At 64.7% G+C, this 16,043-nt stretch carries 17 protein-coding genes; 6 read left to right on the forward strand and 11 right to left on the reverse strand.

Annotated elements, in window-relative coordinates:
- Window positions 1-19 precede the first annotated feature (19 nt).
- On the reverse strand, window positions 20-886 hold the full coding sequence (locus HXX15_RS01985) for a polyprenyl synthetase family protein (protein WP_296512089.1): 867 nt from the start codon (window positions 884-886) through the stop codon (window positions 20-22).
- Window positions 887-1,015: 129 nt separating this feature from the next.
- Between HXX15_RS01985 and crtD the strand changes: the two genes are divergently transcribed.
- Both crtD and HXX15_RS01995 read left to right on the forward strand, forming a co-directional pair.
- Window positions 1,016-2,563 carry a 1-hydroxycarotenoid 3,4-desaturase CrtD gene (gene crtD / locus HXX15_RS01990; RefSeq protein ID WP_296512092.1) on the forward strand — a complete coding sequence of 516 codons (1,548 nt, stop codon included), beginning with the start codon at window positions 1,016-1,018 and terminating at the stop codon, window positions 2,561-2,563.
- Window positions 2,564-2,579: 16 nt separating this feature from the next.
- Window positions 2,580-3,533 carry a carotenoid 1,2-hydratase gene (locus HXX15_RS01995; RefSeq protein WP_296512094.1) on the forward strand — a complete coding sequence of 318 codons (954 nt, stop codon included), beginning with the start codon at window positions 2,580-2,582 and terminating at the stop codon, window positions 3,531-3,533.
- Between the two features lie 188 nt (window positions 3,534-3,721).
- Here the strand turns inward: HXX15_RS01995 and HXX15_RS02000 are convergent, their stop codons facing one another.
- From HXX15_RS02000 to HXX15_RS02035, 8 genes are all read right to left on the reverse strand, one after another.
- Complete coding sequence (locus tag HXX15_RS02000) at window positions 3,722-4,054, reverse strand: GIY-YIG nuclease family protein (RefSeq protein ID WP_296512096.1); 333 nt, start codon at window positions 4,052-4,054, stop codon at window positions 3,722-3,724.
- A 76-nt stretch (window positions 4,055-4,130) separates the two neighbouring features.
- Window positions 4,131-4,283, reverse strand: a complete 153-nt coding sequence (locus HXX15_RS02005; RefSeq protein WP_296512098.1) for a hypothetical protein — start codon at window positions 4,281-4,283, stop codon at window positions 4,131-4,133.
- Between the two features lie 39 nt (window positions 4,284-4,322).
- Entirely contained in the window at window positions 4,323-4,460 is a 138-nt protein-coding gene (locus HXX15_RS02010) for a hypothetical protein (RefSeq protein ID WP_296512100.1), read from the reverse strand.
- 26 nt (window positions 4,461-4,486) lie between these two features.
- Window positions 4,487-5,389, reverse strand: a complete 903-nt coding sequence (gene hemF, locus HXX15_RS02015; RefSeq protein WP_296512102.1) for an oxygen-dependent coproporphyrinogen oxidase — start codon at window positions 5,387-5,389, stop codon at window positions 4,487-4,489.
- A gap of 242 nt (window positions 5,390-5,631) precedes the next feature.
- Window positions 5,632-6,684: a phytoene/squalene synthase family protein gene (locus HXX15_RS02020; protein ID WP_296512104.1), complete on the reverse strand. Its 1,053-nt coding sequence runs from the start codon at window positions 6,682-6,684 to the stop codon at window positions 5,632-5,634.
- Window positions 6,681-8,216 carry a phytoene desaturase gene (locus HXX15_RS02025; protein WP_296512105.1) on the reverse strand — a complete coding sequence of 512 codons (1,536 nt, stop codon included), beginning with the start codon at window positions 8,214-8,216 and terminating at the stop codon, window positions 6,681-6,683. The genes HXX15_RS02020 and HXX15_RS02025 overlap by 4 nt, the downstream gene beginning before the upstream one ends.
- A gap of 56 nt (window positions 8,217-8,272) precedes the next feature.
- Window positions 8,273-9,178 carry an alpha/beta fold hydrolase BchO gene (bchO, locus tag HXX15_RS02030; protein WP_296512106.1) on the reverse strand — a complete coding sequence of 302 codons (906 nt, stop codon included), beginning with the start codon at window positions 9,176-9,178 and terminating at the stop codon, window positions 8,273-8,275.
- A 165-nt stretch (window positions 9,179-9,343) separates the two neighbouring features.
- Complete coding sequence (locus tag HXX15_RS02035) at window positions 9,344-10,297, reverse strand: alpha/beta hydrolase (protein ID WP_296512108.1); 954 nt, start codon at window positions 10,295-10,297, stop codon at window positions 9,344-9,346.
- A 112-nt stretch (window positions 10,298-10,409) separates the two neighbouring features.
- Here HXX15_RS02035 and hemE point away from each other — a divergent pair, with 112 nt between their 5' ends.
- The 3 genes from hemE to HXX15_RS02050 all read left to right on the forward strand — a co-directional run bounded on the left by hemE (window position 10,410) and on the right by HXX15_RS02050 (window position 12,232).
- Window positions 10,410-11,456 carry a uroporphyrinogen decarboxylase gene (gene hemE, locus HXX15_RS02040; protein WP_296512111.1) on the forward strand — a complete coding sequence of 349 codons (1,047 nt, stop codon included), beginning with the start codon at window positions 10,410-10,412 and terminating at the stop codon, window positions 11,454-11,456.
- A 159-nt stretch (window positions 11,457-11,615) separates the two neighbouring features.
- Window positions 11,616-11,912 (forward strand): type II toxin-antitoxin system RelE/ParE family toxin, encoded by a 297-nt coding sequence (locus tag HXX15_RS02045; protein ID WP_296512113.1) that lies wholly within the window; start codon window positions 11,616-11,618, stop codon window positions 11,910-11,912.
- An 8-nt stretch (window positions 11,913-11,920) separates the two neighbouring features.
- On the forward strand, window positions 11,921-12,232 hold the full coding sequence (locus HXX15_RS02050; RefSeq protein WP_296512114.1) for a HigA family addiction module antitoxin: 312 nt from the start codon (window positions 11,921-11,923) through the stop codon (window positions 12,230-12,232).
- 127 nt (window positions 12,233-12,359) lie between these two features.
- Here the strand turns inward: HXX15_RS02050 and HXX15_RS02055 are convergent, their stop codons facing one another.
- A complete protein-coding gene (locus tag HXX15_RS02055; RefSeq protein WP_296512116.1) occupies window positions 12,360-12,845 on the reverse strand; it encodes a hypothetical protein in 486 nt (161 codons plus the stop codon).
- Window positions 12,845-14,551, reverse strand: a complete 1,707-nt coding sequence (locus HXX15_RS02060; RefSeq protein ID WP_296512118.1) for a methyl-accepting chemotaxis protein — start codon at window positions 14,549-14,551, stop codon at window positions 12,845-12,847. The genes HXX15_RS02055 and HXX15_RS02060 overlap by 1 nt, the downstream gene beginning before the upstream one ends.
- A gap of 326 nt (window positions 14,552-14,877) precedes the next feature.
- On the opposite strand from HXX15_RS02060, the gene HXX15_RS02065 reads away from it, so the two are divergent.
- Complete coding sequence (locus HXX15_RS02065; protein ID WP_296512120.1) at window positions 14,878-16,020, forward strand: PAS domain-containing protein; 1,143 nt, start codon at window positions 14,878-14,880, stop codon at window positions 16,018-16,020.
- The last annotated feature ends 23 nt before the right edge of the window (window positions 16,021-16,043 follow it).

The following is a 16,043-nucleotide window of genomic DNA, read 5'->3' on the forward strand; positions in this document are numbered from 1 at the left end:
CAGACCGTGGTCATCGCCGCTACGCCGCGGACTGTGCGAGCTTGGCCGGCACCAGACGTTTGGCTTCGGACATGATCAGCGAGCGCAGTTCATGGCCGTTGGCGCAAGGCGGCATTGCCTCGATCGCGCCGCGCACCAGCGATTGCAGATGCAGCACCGCGCCGTCGATCCCCATTGCGGTCACGGCACTCGGGCGGTTATGCGCCACGTCCTGACCGACCGGCTTGCCGATCTCGTCTTCGTCGGCGGCGGCGTCGCGCAGGTCGTCGGCGACCTGATAGGCCTCGCCGATCTTCTCGCCGACCATCCGCCACGGCCCGGGATCGGCGCCAGCCGACGCCGCGCCGGCCGCCGTCGCCGCGACGAACAGCGCGCCGGTCTTGGAGCGGTGATAATGTGCCAGATTGATTTCCGACTCGCATTCCCAGGCCTGACCGGCGACGATGCCGAACGGCACGCCGACCGCCTGGCCGATGGTCATGGTCAGGGCCGCGAGTCGTTCCGGCGCGCAGGTGACGCGGGCGATGGTCTGGAACGCCAGCACGATCAGCGCGTCTCCCGTCAGCACCGCGAGCGGCTCGCCGAACGCGACGTGGACCGAGGGGCGGCCGCGCCGTGTCGCGGCGCCGTCGAAACAGGGCAGATCGTCATGCACCAGCGACGCGCAATGCATCAATTCCAGAGCCGCACCAGCAGCTTCGGTGGCGGCCGGGTTGTCCTCGCCGCAGGCCGCGGCAACGCTGTGACAAAGTCGGGGCCGAACCCGGGCGCCGCGCGGGAACACGGCGTACCGCATCGCCGCCGCCAGCCGCGGCGGGCAGCCTGTCACATCGGCCTGGTTCAGGGCGTCGGTTAGAGCCCGCTCGATCCGATTGGTGACATCCATGGCAGGCTCCCGTGCTTTTGGCAGCAAGTGTCAATTTGACTTGTCATGATCGAATGTAAATGTTTATGGACACCTGTCAATGATGACGCTCAATGACACCCAAAATGATACCCACGGAGTCGGTGCCTGATGCTGCAAGAGCGTATCGTTAAGGATCGCGTCGTCGTAGTCGGCGCCGGGGTGGCTGGACTGGCCTCGGCTCTGGCGCTGTCGGCGCGCGGCCTTGACGTGACGGTCCTGGAGCGCAGCCCGGCGCCGGGCGGCAAGCTCCGGCAAGTCGGGATTGGACCGGCGCGGATCGACAGCGGCCCGACCGTTTTCACCATGCGCTGGGTGTTCGAGGAATTATTCGCGGCTGCCGGCCGGAATTTTTCCGACCACGTCCGGCTCCGTTCGCTCGACGTGCTGGCGAGGCATGCGTGGGATGCGGAGACCAGGCTCGATCTGTTCGCCGACGAGGCGCAATCGGCCGATGCGATCGGCGATTTTGCCGGCCGGGCGGAAGCCCAACGTTATCGAAAATTCTGCGCCGACAGCCGGCGGATCTATCAGATTCTGGAAGCGCCGTTTCTGCGCGCCACCGCGCCGAGCCTGCCCGGGCTGGTCGCGGCCAACGGATTGCGCGGTCTGCTGGAACTGCCGCGGATCCGGCCGTTCACGACGATGTGGAAAGCGCTCGGCGATTACTTCCACGATCCGCGGCTGCATCAATTGTTCGGGCGCTACGCCACCTATTGCGGCTCCTCGCCCTATGCGGCGCCGGCGACCCTGATGCTGGTCGCCCATGTCGAGCAGCAGGGCGTCTGGATCATCGACGGCGGCATGCATGCGCTCGCAAGCGCGATCGCCGATTGCGCCACCGCGCAGGGCGCCAGCATCCTGTACAATCAAGAGGTCAGCGAGGTCATCACCAACTCCGGCCGCGCCTGCGGAGTGCGGCTCGCCAGCGGCGAGCAACTCGCGGCCGACGCGGTGATCGTCAACGCCGATGTCGGCGCGGTGTCGGGCGGATTGTTCGGCGCGTCGGTGCGGCGCGCCGCGGCCCCGATCGCGCCGGAATCGCGGTCGCTGTCGGCGATCACCTGGAGCATGGTCGCGAAAGCCGACGGTTTTCCGCTGAGCCGGCATTCGGTGTTCTTCTCGCGCGACTATGCCAGAGAGTTCGCCGACATCTTCGGCCGTAACGCGGTGCCGGACGAGCCGACGGTGTATGTCTGCGGCCAGGACCGCATCGACAACGACGCCAGCACCAGCGCCTCCGGCGAGGAGGAACTGTTCGTGCTGATCAACGCGCCGCCGGTCGGTGACACGAAGGTATTCGACGCCACCGAGATCGAACGCTACGCCGAGCGCACGTTTGGCGCGCTGGCGCGCTGCGGGCTGAGGATCGAACGGCGGCCCGAGACCACCGAGGTGACCACGCCGTCGGATTTCAATCGGATGTTTCCCGCCACCGGCGGCGCGCTGTACGGTCGCGCCTCACATGGCTGGACCTCGTCGTTCGCCCGGCCGGGGGCGCGGACCAGCGTCCCGGGCCTGTATCTCGCTGGCGGCAGCACCCATCCCGGGCCGGGCGTGCCGATGGCGGCGCTGTCTGGACGCGCCGCGGCGGCGAGCCTGCTCGCCGACATCGAGCGCGACCTGCAACGGGTCGGGCCGGCGCCGGTGGCGCCGTGACCAACCGGATAGGCCCATGATTCCCTGGCCCAACGAGATCGACGAGCGGCTGGCCGGATTCAATCTGGCGGTGCCACCGAACGGCTATGCCTGGTGGTACATCGACGCGCTCAGCGACGACGGCCGCGAAGGTCTCACTATCATCGCCTTCATCGGTAGCGTGTTCTCGCCCTACTATGCCTTCGCGCGGCGCGGCGGCCTGACCGATCCGCTCAATCATTGCGCATTAAACGTCGCGCTGTACCGCGACAACGGCAATCGCTGGACCATGACCGAACGCGCGCGCGGCCGGGTCGCGCGCACCGTCAACGCACTGCTGATCGGCCCCAGTGATCTGTCGTGGGACGGCACCGCGCTGACCATCAATATCAACGAGGTCAGCGCGCCGATCCCGGGGCGGATCAAGGGCCGGGTGCGAGTGTTCCCCGCCGCGATCACCAAACAGGCGTTCGTCCTCAACGCCGAGGGCAATCATCGCTGGTGGCCGATCGCACCCTGCGCGCGGGTCGAGGTCGAGATGGAGCAGCCGTCGCTGCGTTGGCAGGGCGAAGGCTATCTCGACAGCAATGCCGGGGACGCGCCGATCGAGACCGGGTTTCGCGACTGGGAATGGTCGCGCGGCGCGCTGCGCGATGGCGCGGCGATCCTGTACGAGGCCGAGCGCCGCGACGGCAGCCGGTTCGATCTCGCCGCGACCTTCGACGCCCAGGGCAACATGCAGCCGTTCGAACGGCCGGCGCTGGCGAAGCTCGCGCGCTCTGGCTGGCGCGTCGATCGCAACGCCCGCAGCGAGAACGGCGCGCATGTGGTGAAGACGCTGGAGGACGCGCCGTTCTACGCCCGCTCGGTGGTGGCGACCACGCTGCTCGGCGAGAAGGTGACGCTGATGCACGAATCGCTCTCGCTCGACCGCTTCAAGCTGCCGGTGGTCCAGGCGATGCTGCCGTTTAGAATGCCGCGAAGAAGGTAGGGACACGCGTCAGCATGCTCGATGCTTGCTCGCATCGCTCCTAACGCAGCCTGATGATGACAAGACGCTTGCGCCGTCTCAAACCATGAGGCGTAAGGCCTACACTCCTCACCCTTCGAGACGCGCGCAAGGGCATGCTCCTCAGGGTGAGGGGCATTGCGCGTGGCGCGGCAGCAATTTTCAGTGCCTCATCCTGAGGAGCTCGCCGAAGGCGAGCGTCTCGAAGGATGAGGTGTCTTCCGCTTCGACAATTGTCGTAACGCGTCCACGTCGCCGCGAATGAAGGCCTCCTTCTTCGCCCGGCTCCACTTCTTGAGCTTTCGTTCGTTCTCGATCGCATCGGTGACGCGATCGAACCACTCCGAGAACACCAGAACCACCGGACGGCGGGACGCCGTGTAGCCTTCGAAGGCTCCGGAATTGTGTTGGGCGATGCGGAGCTCGAGCGAGCTACGCGCCGTCCCAATGTAGAGACTGCCGTCAGAACACCTGACGAAATAGAGATAAGCGCCCTCGGTCATGGGCTTCGGCCTCATCCTTCGAGACGCCCGTCGCCGCCCTGGGGCTGCGACGGGCTCCTCAGGATGAGGGGCTGGCTCAGCATTTGTCGACTATTTTTTGCTGCCTCGCCCTCTCCGCCTCGCGCTTCCTGTCGAGCCGTTTGCCTTGCAGTTCGAGGATGCCCCAGGCGGCGACGATCAAGGCGAGGATGATTAGTTCGAAGTAATTGAACGGGCTGTCGCTGTTCATGGCGTCTCTCCGCGACGAGATGGCGGGCGGGCCGCGATCCTATGGGTGATTGTCCTGCCGTTCGCGGGCTTCGCGCTGGCGGTCGAGGCGCCGGCCCTGCCATTCCATCACCGCCCAACCGGCGATCAGGCAAAGGAACACAAGCGCGAGTTCGATCAGTCCGAGGTAGTCATCCATGATGCGCTCCTCAGGGAAACCGCGGTTCAGCTCCAGCTCACCAGCGGCGGCATCGAGCTCAGGATGGTTTCGATATTGCCGCCGGTTTGCAGCCCGAACATGGTGCCCTTGTCGTACAGCAGGTTGAACTCGACATAGAGCCCGCGGCAGGCGAGCTGCTGTGCGCGCTCCGCCTCGCCCCACGGCTCCATCATCCGCTTGCGCACGATCCGCGGATAGACGTCGAGCAGAGCCAAGCCGACGTCGCGGGTGAAGGCGAAGTCCTTGTCGAAATCGCCGGTGTTGAGGTGGTCGTAGAAGATGCCGCCGACGCCGCGCGCGGTGCCGCGATGCGGCAGGAAGAAGTATTTGTCGGCCCAGGGTTTGAATTTGGCGTAGTAGCCGGGATCATGGGCGTCGCAGGCGGCCTTCATTGCCGCGTGAAAGGTGATGGTATCCTCGGCGTCGTCGCGGCGCTGCTCCGACAGCATCGGCGTCAGGTCGGCGCCGCCGCCGAACCAGCCCTGCGCGGTCGACAGAAACCGCGTGTTCATGTGCACGGTGGGGACGCGCGGACTGCGCGGATGCATGATCAGGCTGATGCTGGTGGAGACGTAGTCGAGCGAGACGCCGTCGCCGGGCAGCGTTCTGGCCATCTCGGGCGTCAGCCGGCCGTTGGCCGACGAGGTGTGAATGCCGATCTTTTCGAACAGCCGGCCGTTCGAGAGAAAGCCGCCGACGCCGCCGCCCTGCCCGGTCTGCCGCGTCCACGGCTTGTAGGTGAAGGTCGCGGGTGCGCCGGGAAACAGCTTGGCCGGTGCCTCGCGTTCGAGCTTTTCCACCTCGGCGCAGATTTTGTCGCGCAGGCTTTCGAACCAGACTTTGGCCTTGGCGCGCTGCTGCTCGACGCGGGCGTGGGGGGCGTCGATGGTGTCGGTGTCGATGGTCATTGCTTCGATCCGTTGCGTATCACGCATCGGTATCACGCCATTCGACGGGCTTCGAGTGTTTTTGCGAATGGGTGGCGGTGGCGGTGATCTTCCTCATGGTGAGGAGCCCGCCCGCGGCGGGCGTCTCGAACCATGAGGAAGGCACGGGATCGCATTCAACACCTCATCCTTCGAGACGCGCGCAAGAGCGCGCTCCTCAGGATGAGGGGCAGCACGCGTATCGAGCGGATTGAACCGAAACCCTAAATCCGGCTGCGTTGCAGCATCTGGTCGCGGCGCTCCAGGCGGGAGAACAGCTCGACCAGCCATGCCACCTTCTCCTCGACCGGCTTGGCGCGCGGTTTCGGCGGCGCTACGTCGCGCAACGGGGTGGCGATGATGGCGTCGATCAGGAATTTGGTTTCGGCCATGTCGCCGAACTTAGCCGGCAGATATTTCGCCGGCGCCCATTCGGTTTCCTGGAACGCCAGCATCCGCGCCAGCACCGCAAGCTTGCGGCCGGTCGATACCACGGCGCGGCTCGACACCGAATCGAGACCAGAGCGTTCAACCTCGCGGCCGATCTCGGCATACAGCGCGCGGGCGGCGAAGATGCCGGGGCGGCAGGATTTCGGCAGATTGGCGATGCCAAGCGTGGCGCGGTCGTATAGCGCGTCGGCGGTGTCGATCAGCCGCTTGACGATACTTGCGATGCCCGGGCTGAAAACCGGATTGGCGAGCCAACGAACGGGATCGATCCCGGCTTCGCGCATCCACGCCATCGGCATATAGAGCCGGCCGGCGCGGGCGTCTTCGCCGATATCGCGGGCGATGTTGGTGAGCTGCATGGCGCAGCCGAGATCACAGGCGCGCGCCACGATGTCCGGCTTCCGCTGCCCCATCACCAGCGTCATCATCACGCCGACGGTGCCGGCGACGCGAGCGGCGTAGGCATACAGATCCGACAGCGTCTCGTAGCGCCGGCCTTCGGCGTCCCACTCCAGGCCCTCGATCAGCGCTTCGGGAATAGCGGCCGGAATCGAAAACCGCGCCACCACATCGGCGAAGGCGCGGTCGGACGGGTACGGCATCGGCAGCCCGCGGCAGGCGCGATCGAGCCGGTCCTTCAGCACTTCGACCGCGGCGGCGCGGTCGAGCCCGAGATCGACGGCGTCGTCGGCGACGCGGCAGAACGCATAGAGCGCGATCGCCGGATCGCTGATCCGTCGCGGCAGCACCATCGAGGCGGCGTGGAAAGTGCGCGAGCCTTCCTTGATCATTTCGCGGCAGGCAACCATGTCGGAATTTGCGGTCATGTACTCACCAGATCGTGGGCATCGGGAACCAGAGCATCGAGCACCCGCGCCGAGGACAGCACACCGGGTAATCCGGCGCCGGGATGCGTACCAGCGCCGACGAGATAGAGGCGATCGACGTCTTCGCTGAGATTATGCGGCCTGAACCAGGCACTTTGCGTCAGCACCGGCTCGAGCCCGAACGCGGCGCCGCGGAACGACGACAGTCGGTCCTGGAAATCCTGCGGCGTCAGCATCCGCGAACTCACCACCTGGTTCTCCAGGTCGGGCAGGATGGTGGCGCCGAGCGATTGCGCGATCAGCTTGCGATAGGATTCCGCCTTGGCCTGCCAGTCGATGCCGCTCTGCATATGCGGCACCGGCGACAGCACGTAGAACGTATCGCAGCCGTCCGGCGCCAGCGACGGATCGGTCGCGGTCGGGCGGTGCAGATACAGGCTGAAATCGTCGGCGCAGACTTTACGCTTGAAGATGTCGGTGATGAGTTCCTTGTAGCGCGGCCCCATCAGGATGGTGTGGTGCTTGACCTCGGGATACTTGGTCTTGGTGCCGAAGTACCACAGGAACAGGCTCATCGAGTAGCGCGCCTTCTCGATCTTGCGATCGGTCCAGCGCGAGCGCACCGACGCCGGCAGCAGATAGCGATAGGTCGAGGCCGAATCCGCGTTCGATACCACGATGTCGGATTTGATGATCTCGCCCGAGGCCAGCCGGACGCCGCGAGCGGCGCCGTTCTCGACCACGATCTCGCGGACATCCTGGCCGCACAGTACCTTGTTGCCCTGGCCCTCGATCAGCTTGACCAGGCCGGCGATCAGCCGCCCGGTGCCGCCCATGGCAAAATGCACGCCCCAGTGCTTTTCCAGGAAGGTGATCAGGCAATACACCGAGGTGGCGCTGAACGGATTGCCGCCGACCAGCAGCGGGTGGAACGAGAACACCATCCGCAGCCGCGGATCGCGGAAATATTTCGAGACCAGATTGTAGACGCTGCGATAGCTCTCCAGCTTGATCATGTCCGGCGCGATCTTCACCATGTCGGTGAAGTTGTTGAACGGCATGTCGCCGAGCTGTTCGAAGCCGACCTTGAAGATCGCCTCGGAGGCCTTCATGAAGCGGTCGTAGCCGTCGACGTCCTCGGGGCAGAACTGCGCGATCTGCTTCAGCACCGCTTCCTTGTCGTCGGAATAATCGAAGAACGAGCCGTCGTGAAACCGGATCCGGTAGAACGGCGTCATCGGCACCAGCGTGACGTCGTCGCTGAGCCGCTTGCCGCACAGCTTCCACAGCTCTTCGAACAGATACGGCGCGGTGACGATGGTCGGACCGGCGTCGAAGGTGAAGCCGTCCTGACGGTAGACATAGGCGCGGCCGCCTGGCGCATCGAGCTTTTCCAGCACGGTGACGCGATAGCCCTTGGCGCCGAGCCGCACTGCGGCAGCCAGACCGCCGAATCCGGAGCCGATTACCACCGCATGAGGTTGGTGGCCGCGCGGAAGATGGGGGACGGGTTTGGAGCCGGGATCGAGCATTCGCGCACTGTAACTATTTCTTGACAGTTGCATAGTCCAAAAGTGTCAAATTCACCTTACATTCTGAAAGGTTTTTCGCCAGCCTGAACCGCGTCCCGCGCATACCTTTCGATCAAATCGGCGATCAATTGCGGCTGTTCCTCGTGGGCGAGGTGCCCGAGCCCGGGTACCCGCACGATCTCGGCACGGGGCTGGATTTCCTTGACCCGCCGCGCCACCGCCGGCGAGATCGCTCGATCGTTCTCGGCCGCCACAAGCACCAGCTGCGGCCGCAACTCAGGCAGCAGCTTCAGCAGCGGTTCGAGATCCCAGTTAGCCATCATCCGCAGCGCCGCGGCGACGTGAGCCGGACTACGCACCAGCTTGCCGTATAGCGCGACACCAGTTGGATCGATCACCGAGCCGGTATTGCCGAGCAACCGCTCCACCGCCCCTTTGGCTCCGGCCTGCCAGGCGAACAACTGCGGCACCAACGGGTTCAGCACCAGCATCTTGGCCAGTGGCGAGAAGAAATTGGCGGCCGCCCCACCGTAAGGCAGAAACGCGCCATTGAGGCTGACCAACAGCTTCGGGTCAATGCTGCCGTCGAGGCACATCCGCGCCAGGATCGCCGCGCCGGCGGAATGCCCGACCGCGATCTGCGGCGCGACCTTCAGCACCCGCAACAGCGCACCGAGATCCGCCGCCATGCCCGGCAGCGACAGCCGCTGCGACTTCGGCGACTGGGTGAAGCCATGACCCGGCAGATCCGGCGCGATCACCAGATAATGCCGCGCCAGCAGCGGCGCCAACCCGCGCCAGGAATGCGACGCCGCCCCGGTGCCGTGCACCAGCAGGATCGCCGGCGCCGCCGGATCGCCCATGCGCTGCACGTGCCAGCGGAAGCCGCCGGCCTCGACGAAGGCGCTGGCCTCGCGATGCGGCCAGTCCAAGCCGTCCTTGCTCCACAGCAGATCGGACATGGCTCAACCCGGCTGCCTGCGCCTCATGGTGAGGAGCCGGCCGTTCGGCGGGCGTCTCGAACCATGAGGATGCTCGGCTCCATCCTTCGAGACGCAGCCCTTCGGGATGCTCCTCAGGATGAGGCAGATTGCGTTGTGAGGCTGTAGCATTCGTCCCCCGCGCCGCTACGTCGCCGGGACGGTCGCCGCGCGGGCGAGGAATTCGTCGTAGCTCCGGATGAATTCGTCGGGCACTTCGAAATGCGGCATCGCGCCGGTCTGGAAGATCGTGACCGTCCAGTTCGGCTTGCCCTCGACCGTATCCTTGCGCTTGTAGTCGACGAAGTCGCCGCGGACGCCGTGCGACAGCCACGCCGGCATCGCCAGATCCTGATAGATCCGCAGGACGTCCTGGCTGAACAGATAGCCGGAGACGAAGTAGTACGGCGCATGCTGCGCGCCGGGCTGATGCGTCGTCAAATAGTCGTAGTCGAGCAGCCCCTGGTCGAAATTCGGCGTGCCGAAAGTCTTCTTCAGGAACCAGCCGATCACCGCGCGCGTGGTCAGCAGGTGAAAGAATTTCTCACTCCACAACGGCACTTCGAACACCGCATGCAGCCACGGGATCGCCCGCGAGCCGCGGACCCAGCGCACCGAGCGGCCGTCGAAGCCGGTGGGACTGATCAAAGCCAGGCTGCGGAACGCCTTCGGGGTCTCGTCGGCGGCGCGGGCGAGAAATTCGCAGCCCAGCGACAGCGCCAGCGCGTCGATCGGCGCGTCGCCGTGAACCTTCTGGATTTCGCCGACCGCGGCATGCACGGCGTCCGTCATCATCCGAATTGTGTATTGACGCTTCGACCGCGACGAATGACCAAAGCCCGGCAACTCGATCGCATAGACCGGGCGGCTTTTGCTGTAGTGCTCGTAGATCGGCTTGATCTCGTAGGCCGATCCGGCGGCGTTGATGCTGTGGATCAGCAGCAGCGGCGTCTGGGTGGCGCCGACCTCGGGCGTCGCCGCCCAATAAGTGAGCCGGCCGGCGAAACTGTCGATGTCATGGCGCTCCCCGGAGACCGGCGCTGGCAAGCCGGCGGCGCCGGGCGTCGCGCTCGATCCAAGGGTGGGTGTGGGTGCATTCATCTGAAAATTCCTGTTCGCGGCCGGTCCGGCCGCATCTCGGCGTGGTCAAGACGATGTCGACAGTGTATCAGACCCGTCAAGACCGCCTGTCGTATAGCAATGGATACATGTCTTGACACAGAAACTCGTGACCAAACCGTTCATTGAAGTGCTTTCCGGTCACCGGCAGGCCTCACCGCCGATGTGGATGATGCGGCAGGCCGGGCGTTACCTTCCGGAATACCGCGAAGTGCGCGCCAAAGCCGGCGGTTTCCTGGATTTGTGCTTCAATCCCGAATTCGCCGCCGAAGTGACGCTGCAGCCGATCCGGCGGTTCGGTTTCGACGCCGCGATCATCTTTTCCGACATCCTGGTGGTGCCCTATGCGCTGGGCCGCTCGGTCCGCTTCGAGGTCGGCGAGGGTCCGCGGCTCGATCCGCTGGATTCCCCCGACAAGGTCAGCACGCTGGCAGGCGCGATCGACCTGTCCAAGCTCGAGCCGGTGTTCGAGGCACTGCGAATTGTGCGCCGCGAACTCGCACCTGAAACCACGCTGATCGGTTTCTGCGGCGCGCCGTTCACGGTGGCGACCTACATGGTCGCCGGCCAGGGCACCCCGGACCAGGGTCCCGCGCGGATGATGGCGTACAAGCATCCCGGCGCCTTCGCCAAGATCATCGACGTCCTGGTCGAGAGCTCCGTTCAGTATCTGCTGGCGCAGCTCAAGGCCGGCGCCGATGTGCTGCAGATCTTCGACACCTGGGCCGGCGTGTTGCCGCCGCGCGAGTTCGAGCGCTGGTCGGTGGAGCCGACCCGCCGGATCGTCGAGGGCGTGCGCAAGGTGGTGCCAGGCGCCAAGATCATCGGCTTCCCGCGCGGCGCCGCCGGCATGTTGCCGACCTTCGTCGAGCGTACCGGCGTCGACGGCGTCTCGATCGACTGGACCGCAGAGCCGTCGCTGATCCGCGAAAAGGTGCAGACCAAGGTCGCGGTACAGGGCAATCTCGACCCGCTGGTGCTGATCGCCGGCGGTTCGGCGCTCGACCAGGCGGTCGACGACGTCCTGGCGAACTACTCCGGCGGCCGCCATATCTTCAACCTCGGCCACGGCATCCAGCCCGAAACCCCGATCGCCCACGTCGAACAGATGGTGAAGCGGGTGCGGGCGTTTAAGGGCTGAGAGCCCAGGTTGAAGTAGACTTCGCAATGGCCGGGCATGTCCCGGCCATTTTCGTTTCGCGGCGATGCGGCAAATCTCGTTCTCTGCCGAACCGACAGCGCAACTTGCCGATCGTCCCATGGAGTGGTACATTACCTCAAATTCCTCTTGGGGGGCGAGATGATCGTCTGCTTCCGCGACGACTGGCTGCGCGCCTTCTTCGTGAATGATGTCAGATCCCGGAACATTCCGTCCGATCTTGAACAACGGTTGTTCCGCAAGCTCCAGATGATCGACGACGCCATGACCGACCGAGACTTGCGCGTTCCGCCCCGCAACCATTTCGAAAAGCTGCGTGGCAGGCCGGCAAATCGCTGTTCGATCCGCGTCAATCAGCAATGGCGGCTGATCTTTCTTTGGGATGGCGGACGTGGCGAAGCGACGGACATCTATCTCGACGACCATGATTACAGGTGAGGTGAGCGATGCTGATGTCGAAACGCAAGCCGGTGAGCGTCGGCGAAATCCTGGTTGAGGAATTCATGGAGCCGATGGGGTTGACGCAAGCCGCGTTGGCAGAGGCCATGGGGGTGCAACGCAAGCACGTCAATGAGCTCTGCAATGACCGCCGGACGGTGACCGCACCGACGGCGCTGATTCTCGCCCGGGTGTTCGGTAACAGCGCGGAGTTCTGGCTGAACGTGCAACGCCGCAGCGATCTGTGGGAGGCGATGCACTCGCCGAGAGAGCGCGAGCGCATCCAACGTGCTCGACCGCTCAAGGCCGCCGCGGCGTAGCCCGAAAACCCTCCGGCAAGGTCGCGGCGCAGGGCAATCTCGGTCCGCTGGTGCTGATCGCCAACCGGCGGTGTCAGGACCTTGCGACCTGACGCCACCGCCTCAAAGACGACGCAGCAGAGCTTGCCTAGAACGGCCAGATGCGCGTTTCGAACCACGATGTGATCGCGCTGCGGATCGATCGGAGCCCTGTTGTTGGCTCGCCGACCTTGATCGAGTTACGCGCCGCGTTCGCCGGCAGATCGGACAGGATCTCGAACTGCAACCTCAGCCCCTCACTGGTCAGGATCAGCGCCCTGCGGATCGCCGCATGCGACTCCCGCAGCGCGCGCTTGGCATCCGACTCGTGCAGCGAATCGATGAAGCTGCCCAGCGCGTCCAGCCGGCGCAGCAATTCGTCGATGCGGACTTGCCACAAGTCCTTCGAGGCCAGCAGCTCCGCGACGGCGCCATCGAAGCGCGGCAACAACGCGGCTTGACCGCTGCCGGAGCCATCGAGCGCCGGTCGATCGATCGGCCGTGGAAAAGCTATGACCTGCGCCATTTTCGGCGACCCGCGGTTCGAGGACATCGACAGCAGGGCTTCGCGCCCGTCGAGGGTGATGTCGGTCATCATGCCGCCCGCACGGTTTGCAGGAACTTGCTGACTTCCGATTTCAACCGGTCACTGTCGCGCGACAGCGATTGCGCCGCGGAAAGAACCTGTGCGGAGGCCGATCCGGTCTCGCTGGCGCCATGCTGCACCTCGGTGATGTTGGCGGAGACCTGCTGGGTGCCCTGCGCGGCCTGTTGAACGTTGCGCGAGATTTCCTGCGTCGCCGCGCCCTGCTCTTCCACCGCCGAAGCGATGGTGGAGGCAATCTCCGACATTCGGCCTATGGTGCCGCCGATCTCCTTGATCGCCACCACCGACTGATCGGTCGCGGCCTGGATGCCGCCGATCTGCTGGCTGATTTCACCGGTGGCCTTCGCGGTCTGCTCGGCCAGCGCTTTCACCTCGGAGGCGACCACCGCGAAGCCGCGACCGGCCTCGCCGGCGCGCGCCGCCTCGATGGTGGCGTTCAACGCCAGCAGATTGGTCTGGCCCGCGATGGTATTGATCAGTTCGACGACGTCGCCGATCCGCGCCGCCGCGTGGGACAATTCACCGACGCGGTCGTTGGTCCTTTGCGCCTGCTGTACTGCCTCGCTGGCGATCCTGGCGGATTCCTGCACCTGTCGGCTGATCTCGTTGACCGATGAAGCCATCTCCTCGGTGGCGGACGCGACCGACTGCACGTTCGTCGAGGCTTCTTCGGACGCCGCGGCCACCATGGTGGTCATTTCCTGGCCGCGTTCCGCGGTCGCTGTCAGCGTGCCGGCGGATGCTTCCAGTTCGGTCGACGCCGACGACACGGTCTGGATGATTTCGCCCACCGCGCCTTCGAATTGATCGGCGAGCTTGAGCATGTCCTGTTTGCGCTGGATCGCCAGCTTACGCTCCTGCTCCGCCTTTTCCTCGGCTTCCTTCACGGCTCTTTCCGCCAGCATCGCCTTGATGCCGTCGACCGCGCGGGCGGTCTCGCCGATCTCGTCGTTGCGGTCGGTGCCGGTCATCTCGACCGTTTCGCCCCGCGCCATCCGCTGCAGCAGGCCGACCAGGGCCCGCATCGGCTTGGCGATCCCGAACTGACCGATCAGAAAGCCCGCGAGCAGACCGATCGAAACGCCGGCCGCGGACATAATCATCATGAGTCGCGATGCCGAGTCGTATTCGTCGCCGGCCGCCTTGGCGAACTCTTCGACCCGTTCGGTCAAGCGGTCGGAGATGGCCCGTATGCTGGTCTGCAATTTCTCCGCCTCGGCGCGGCTCTTCATCGCCGCGTCGCGCAGCTTCTCGGTCTGATCGCTCAACTGAACGTCCTTGACGGCCTCAACCAGACCGAAGGTGTTGTCGAGTTGCTTCTGGTAGGAGGCAAAGGCCTCCCTGACGCCCGGCAACATGTTTCTGGCCTTCTCGTCGCGGGTCTTGCCGAGGTCCTCGAGCCGGGCCTGGAAGGTCTTCATTTGCTCGTCGACGACCTTGCGGGCTTCCGCCCGGTTCTCGGGGCGCGGGTCCAGCGCGGCGCGGAATTCGGCCCGGTTGAGCGCCAGCACGTTCTGGTTGGCGCGCGCCCCGGTCAGCGCGCGCTTCGCGGCCCTGCTCATGTCGTCGGCGCCGGCATCGAGCGACGCCAGCGAGCGCATGCCGACCCAGGTGATGCCGATCGCCACGCCAGATAGCAGCAGGATGACGGCGAGGATCTTGGTGAGAACCCGAAAACGAGCAAGGAATGACATGAAGGCCTCTTTGACGTGTTGGTCAGGTGGCAGCATTGCCTGAACGGTGTCGCTCACGATTTCTCGGGGGCGTTTCTGCCCGTTCAAGTTTGCATCAATTTGTAAATGACAGACCGCGCAACGAAGCGAACGCGGCGCTCAAAACCTGCCCTTCTGCCCTTCGCAGCAAGAATACGAAAATACCAACACCGCCCAACGCAGGGCGCGTAATCTGGCGAAAAATGCACCCGTACCGGAACTACCGAAATTCAGATCGTAATATTGCAAATCGAAAGCAACGCGTGTTGAATTCAGATTCGATCAGCTATTCGGAGAGAGCCGCTCGAATGCAGAACGGAAAGACTTCCGCAGATCAGGCCAAGTCTGAGGCTTCCGGCGCATCGGCTCCCTACTCTTTGGCAAAGACGGCGGAGCAAAGCCAACCTGGTTTCTTGAAGGTCGATCCAGGGACCCTGCAGATCACTTTTGCAAACCAGCGCTTCTGTCAGATGATCGGCTACACGCGCGACGAACTGATCGACGGGACCGTGACATTCAGGGAATTGACCCATCCTGACGATCTCAAGCAATGCGAAATGTTGTTGCAGCTTCTCGTCCGCGGCGACATCGATTCTTACTCGCTCGAAAGACGGTATCTCCGCAGAGACAAATCAATCTTGCCGACTCGCACGACAATCACAACGCTGGATAGAGGCGGCGGCCGGACGGCGGTGATCGGGGTCATCAGCACCTCCGCCGAGCACGGCTTCGGCGACGAACTCGCGCTACCGTCGGCGCCCCCCGACGGCGCATCGTTCTGGACCAGGGACCTGCGCAGCAACACCGGGACCTGTTCGGACGGACTGAAAATCGTGCTCGGTCTTGATCCGGATGGTCCCGCGCCTACGTTCGGCGAATTCCTCGCTTTGGTGCATCCGCACGACCGGCCGCGGGTCGTCGAGGAAATGCGCCGGGTCGCCAAGGGCATGTTTTGCACCGCCGAACACCGTATCGTTCGCCCGACCGGCCAAATCCGCTGGGTCAGCCAATCGGCAAAGCCGCTATTCGACGTCGATGGCGAGGTGATGGGCGTGGTGGGCGTCTGCCTGGACATCACCGACGAGCGGTCCAAGCCGCGCCATACGCAGTCGGACCACACCGTCGAAACCGTGAAACGATACGTCGACCTGCATTGGGATCAGCCGCTCAACGTCGCCGCCCTTGCGGAGGAAGCTGGCGTGACGGCACGCACCCTGTTCAAACACTGTCAACTCGCCTGGGGTTTCACGCCGAACGAATACATCAAACGCGTGCGGCTCAACCGCGCCCGCGCTATTCTCGAGATGGCCGATAGGTCGACGACGGTTCTCGGAACGGCGCTGAAATGCTGTTTCCAGAATGCCGGGCATTTTGCCCGCGACTACCGTCTGGCGTTCGGCGAGCGGCCGTCGGACACGCTGGAGCGGGCCCGCAAGCAATGCCGGCTCTAACGTCGCTGGGTCGCCTGGCGTCG

Source organism: Rhodopseudomonas sp. (genome assembly GCF_013377015.1).
Taxonomy (GTDB): domain Bacteria; phylum Pseudomonadota; class Alphaproteobacteria; order Rhizobiales; family Xanthobacteraceae; genus JARJEH01.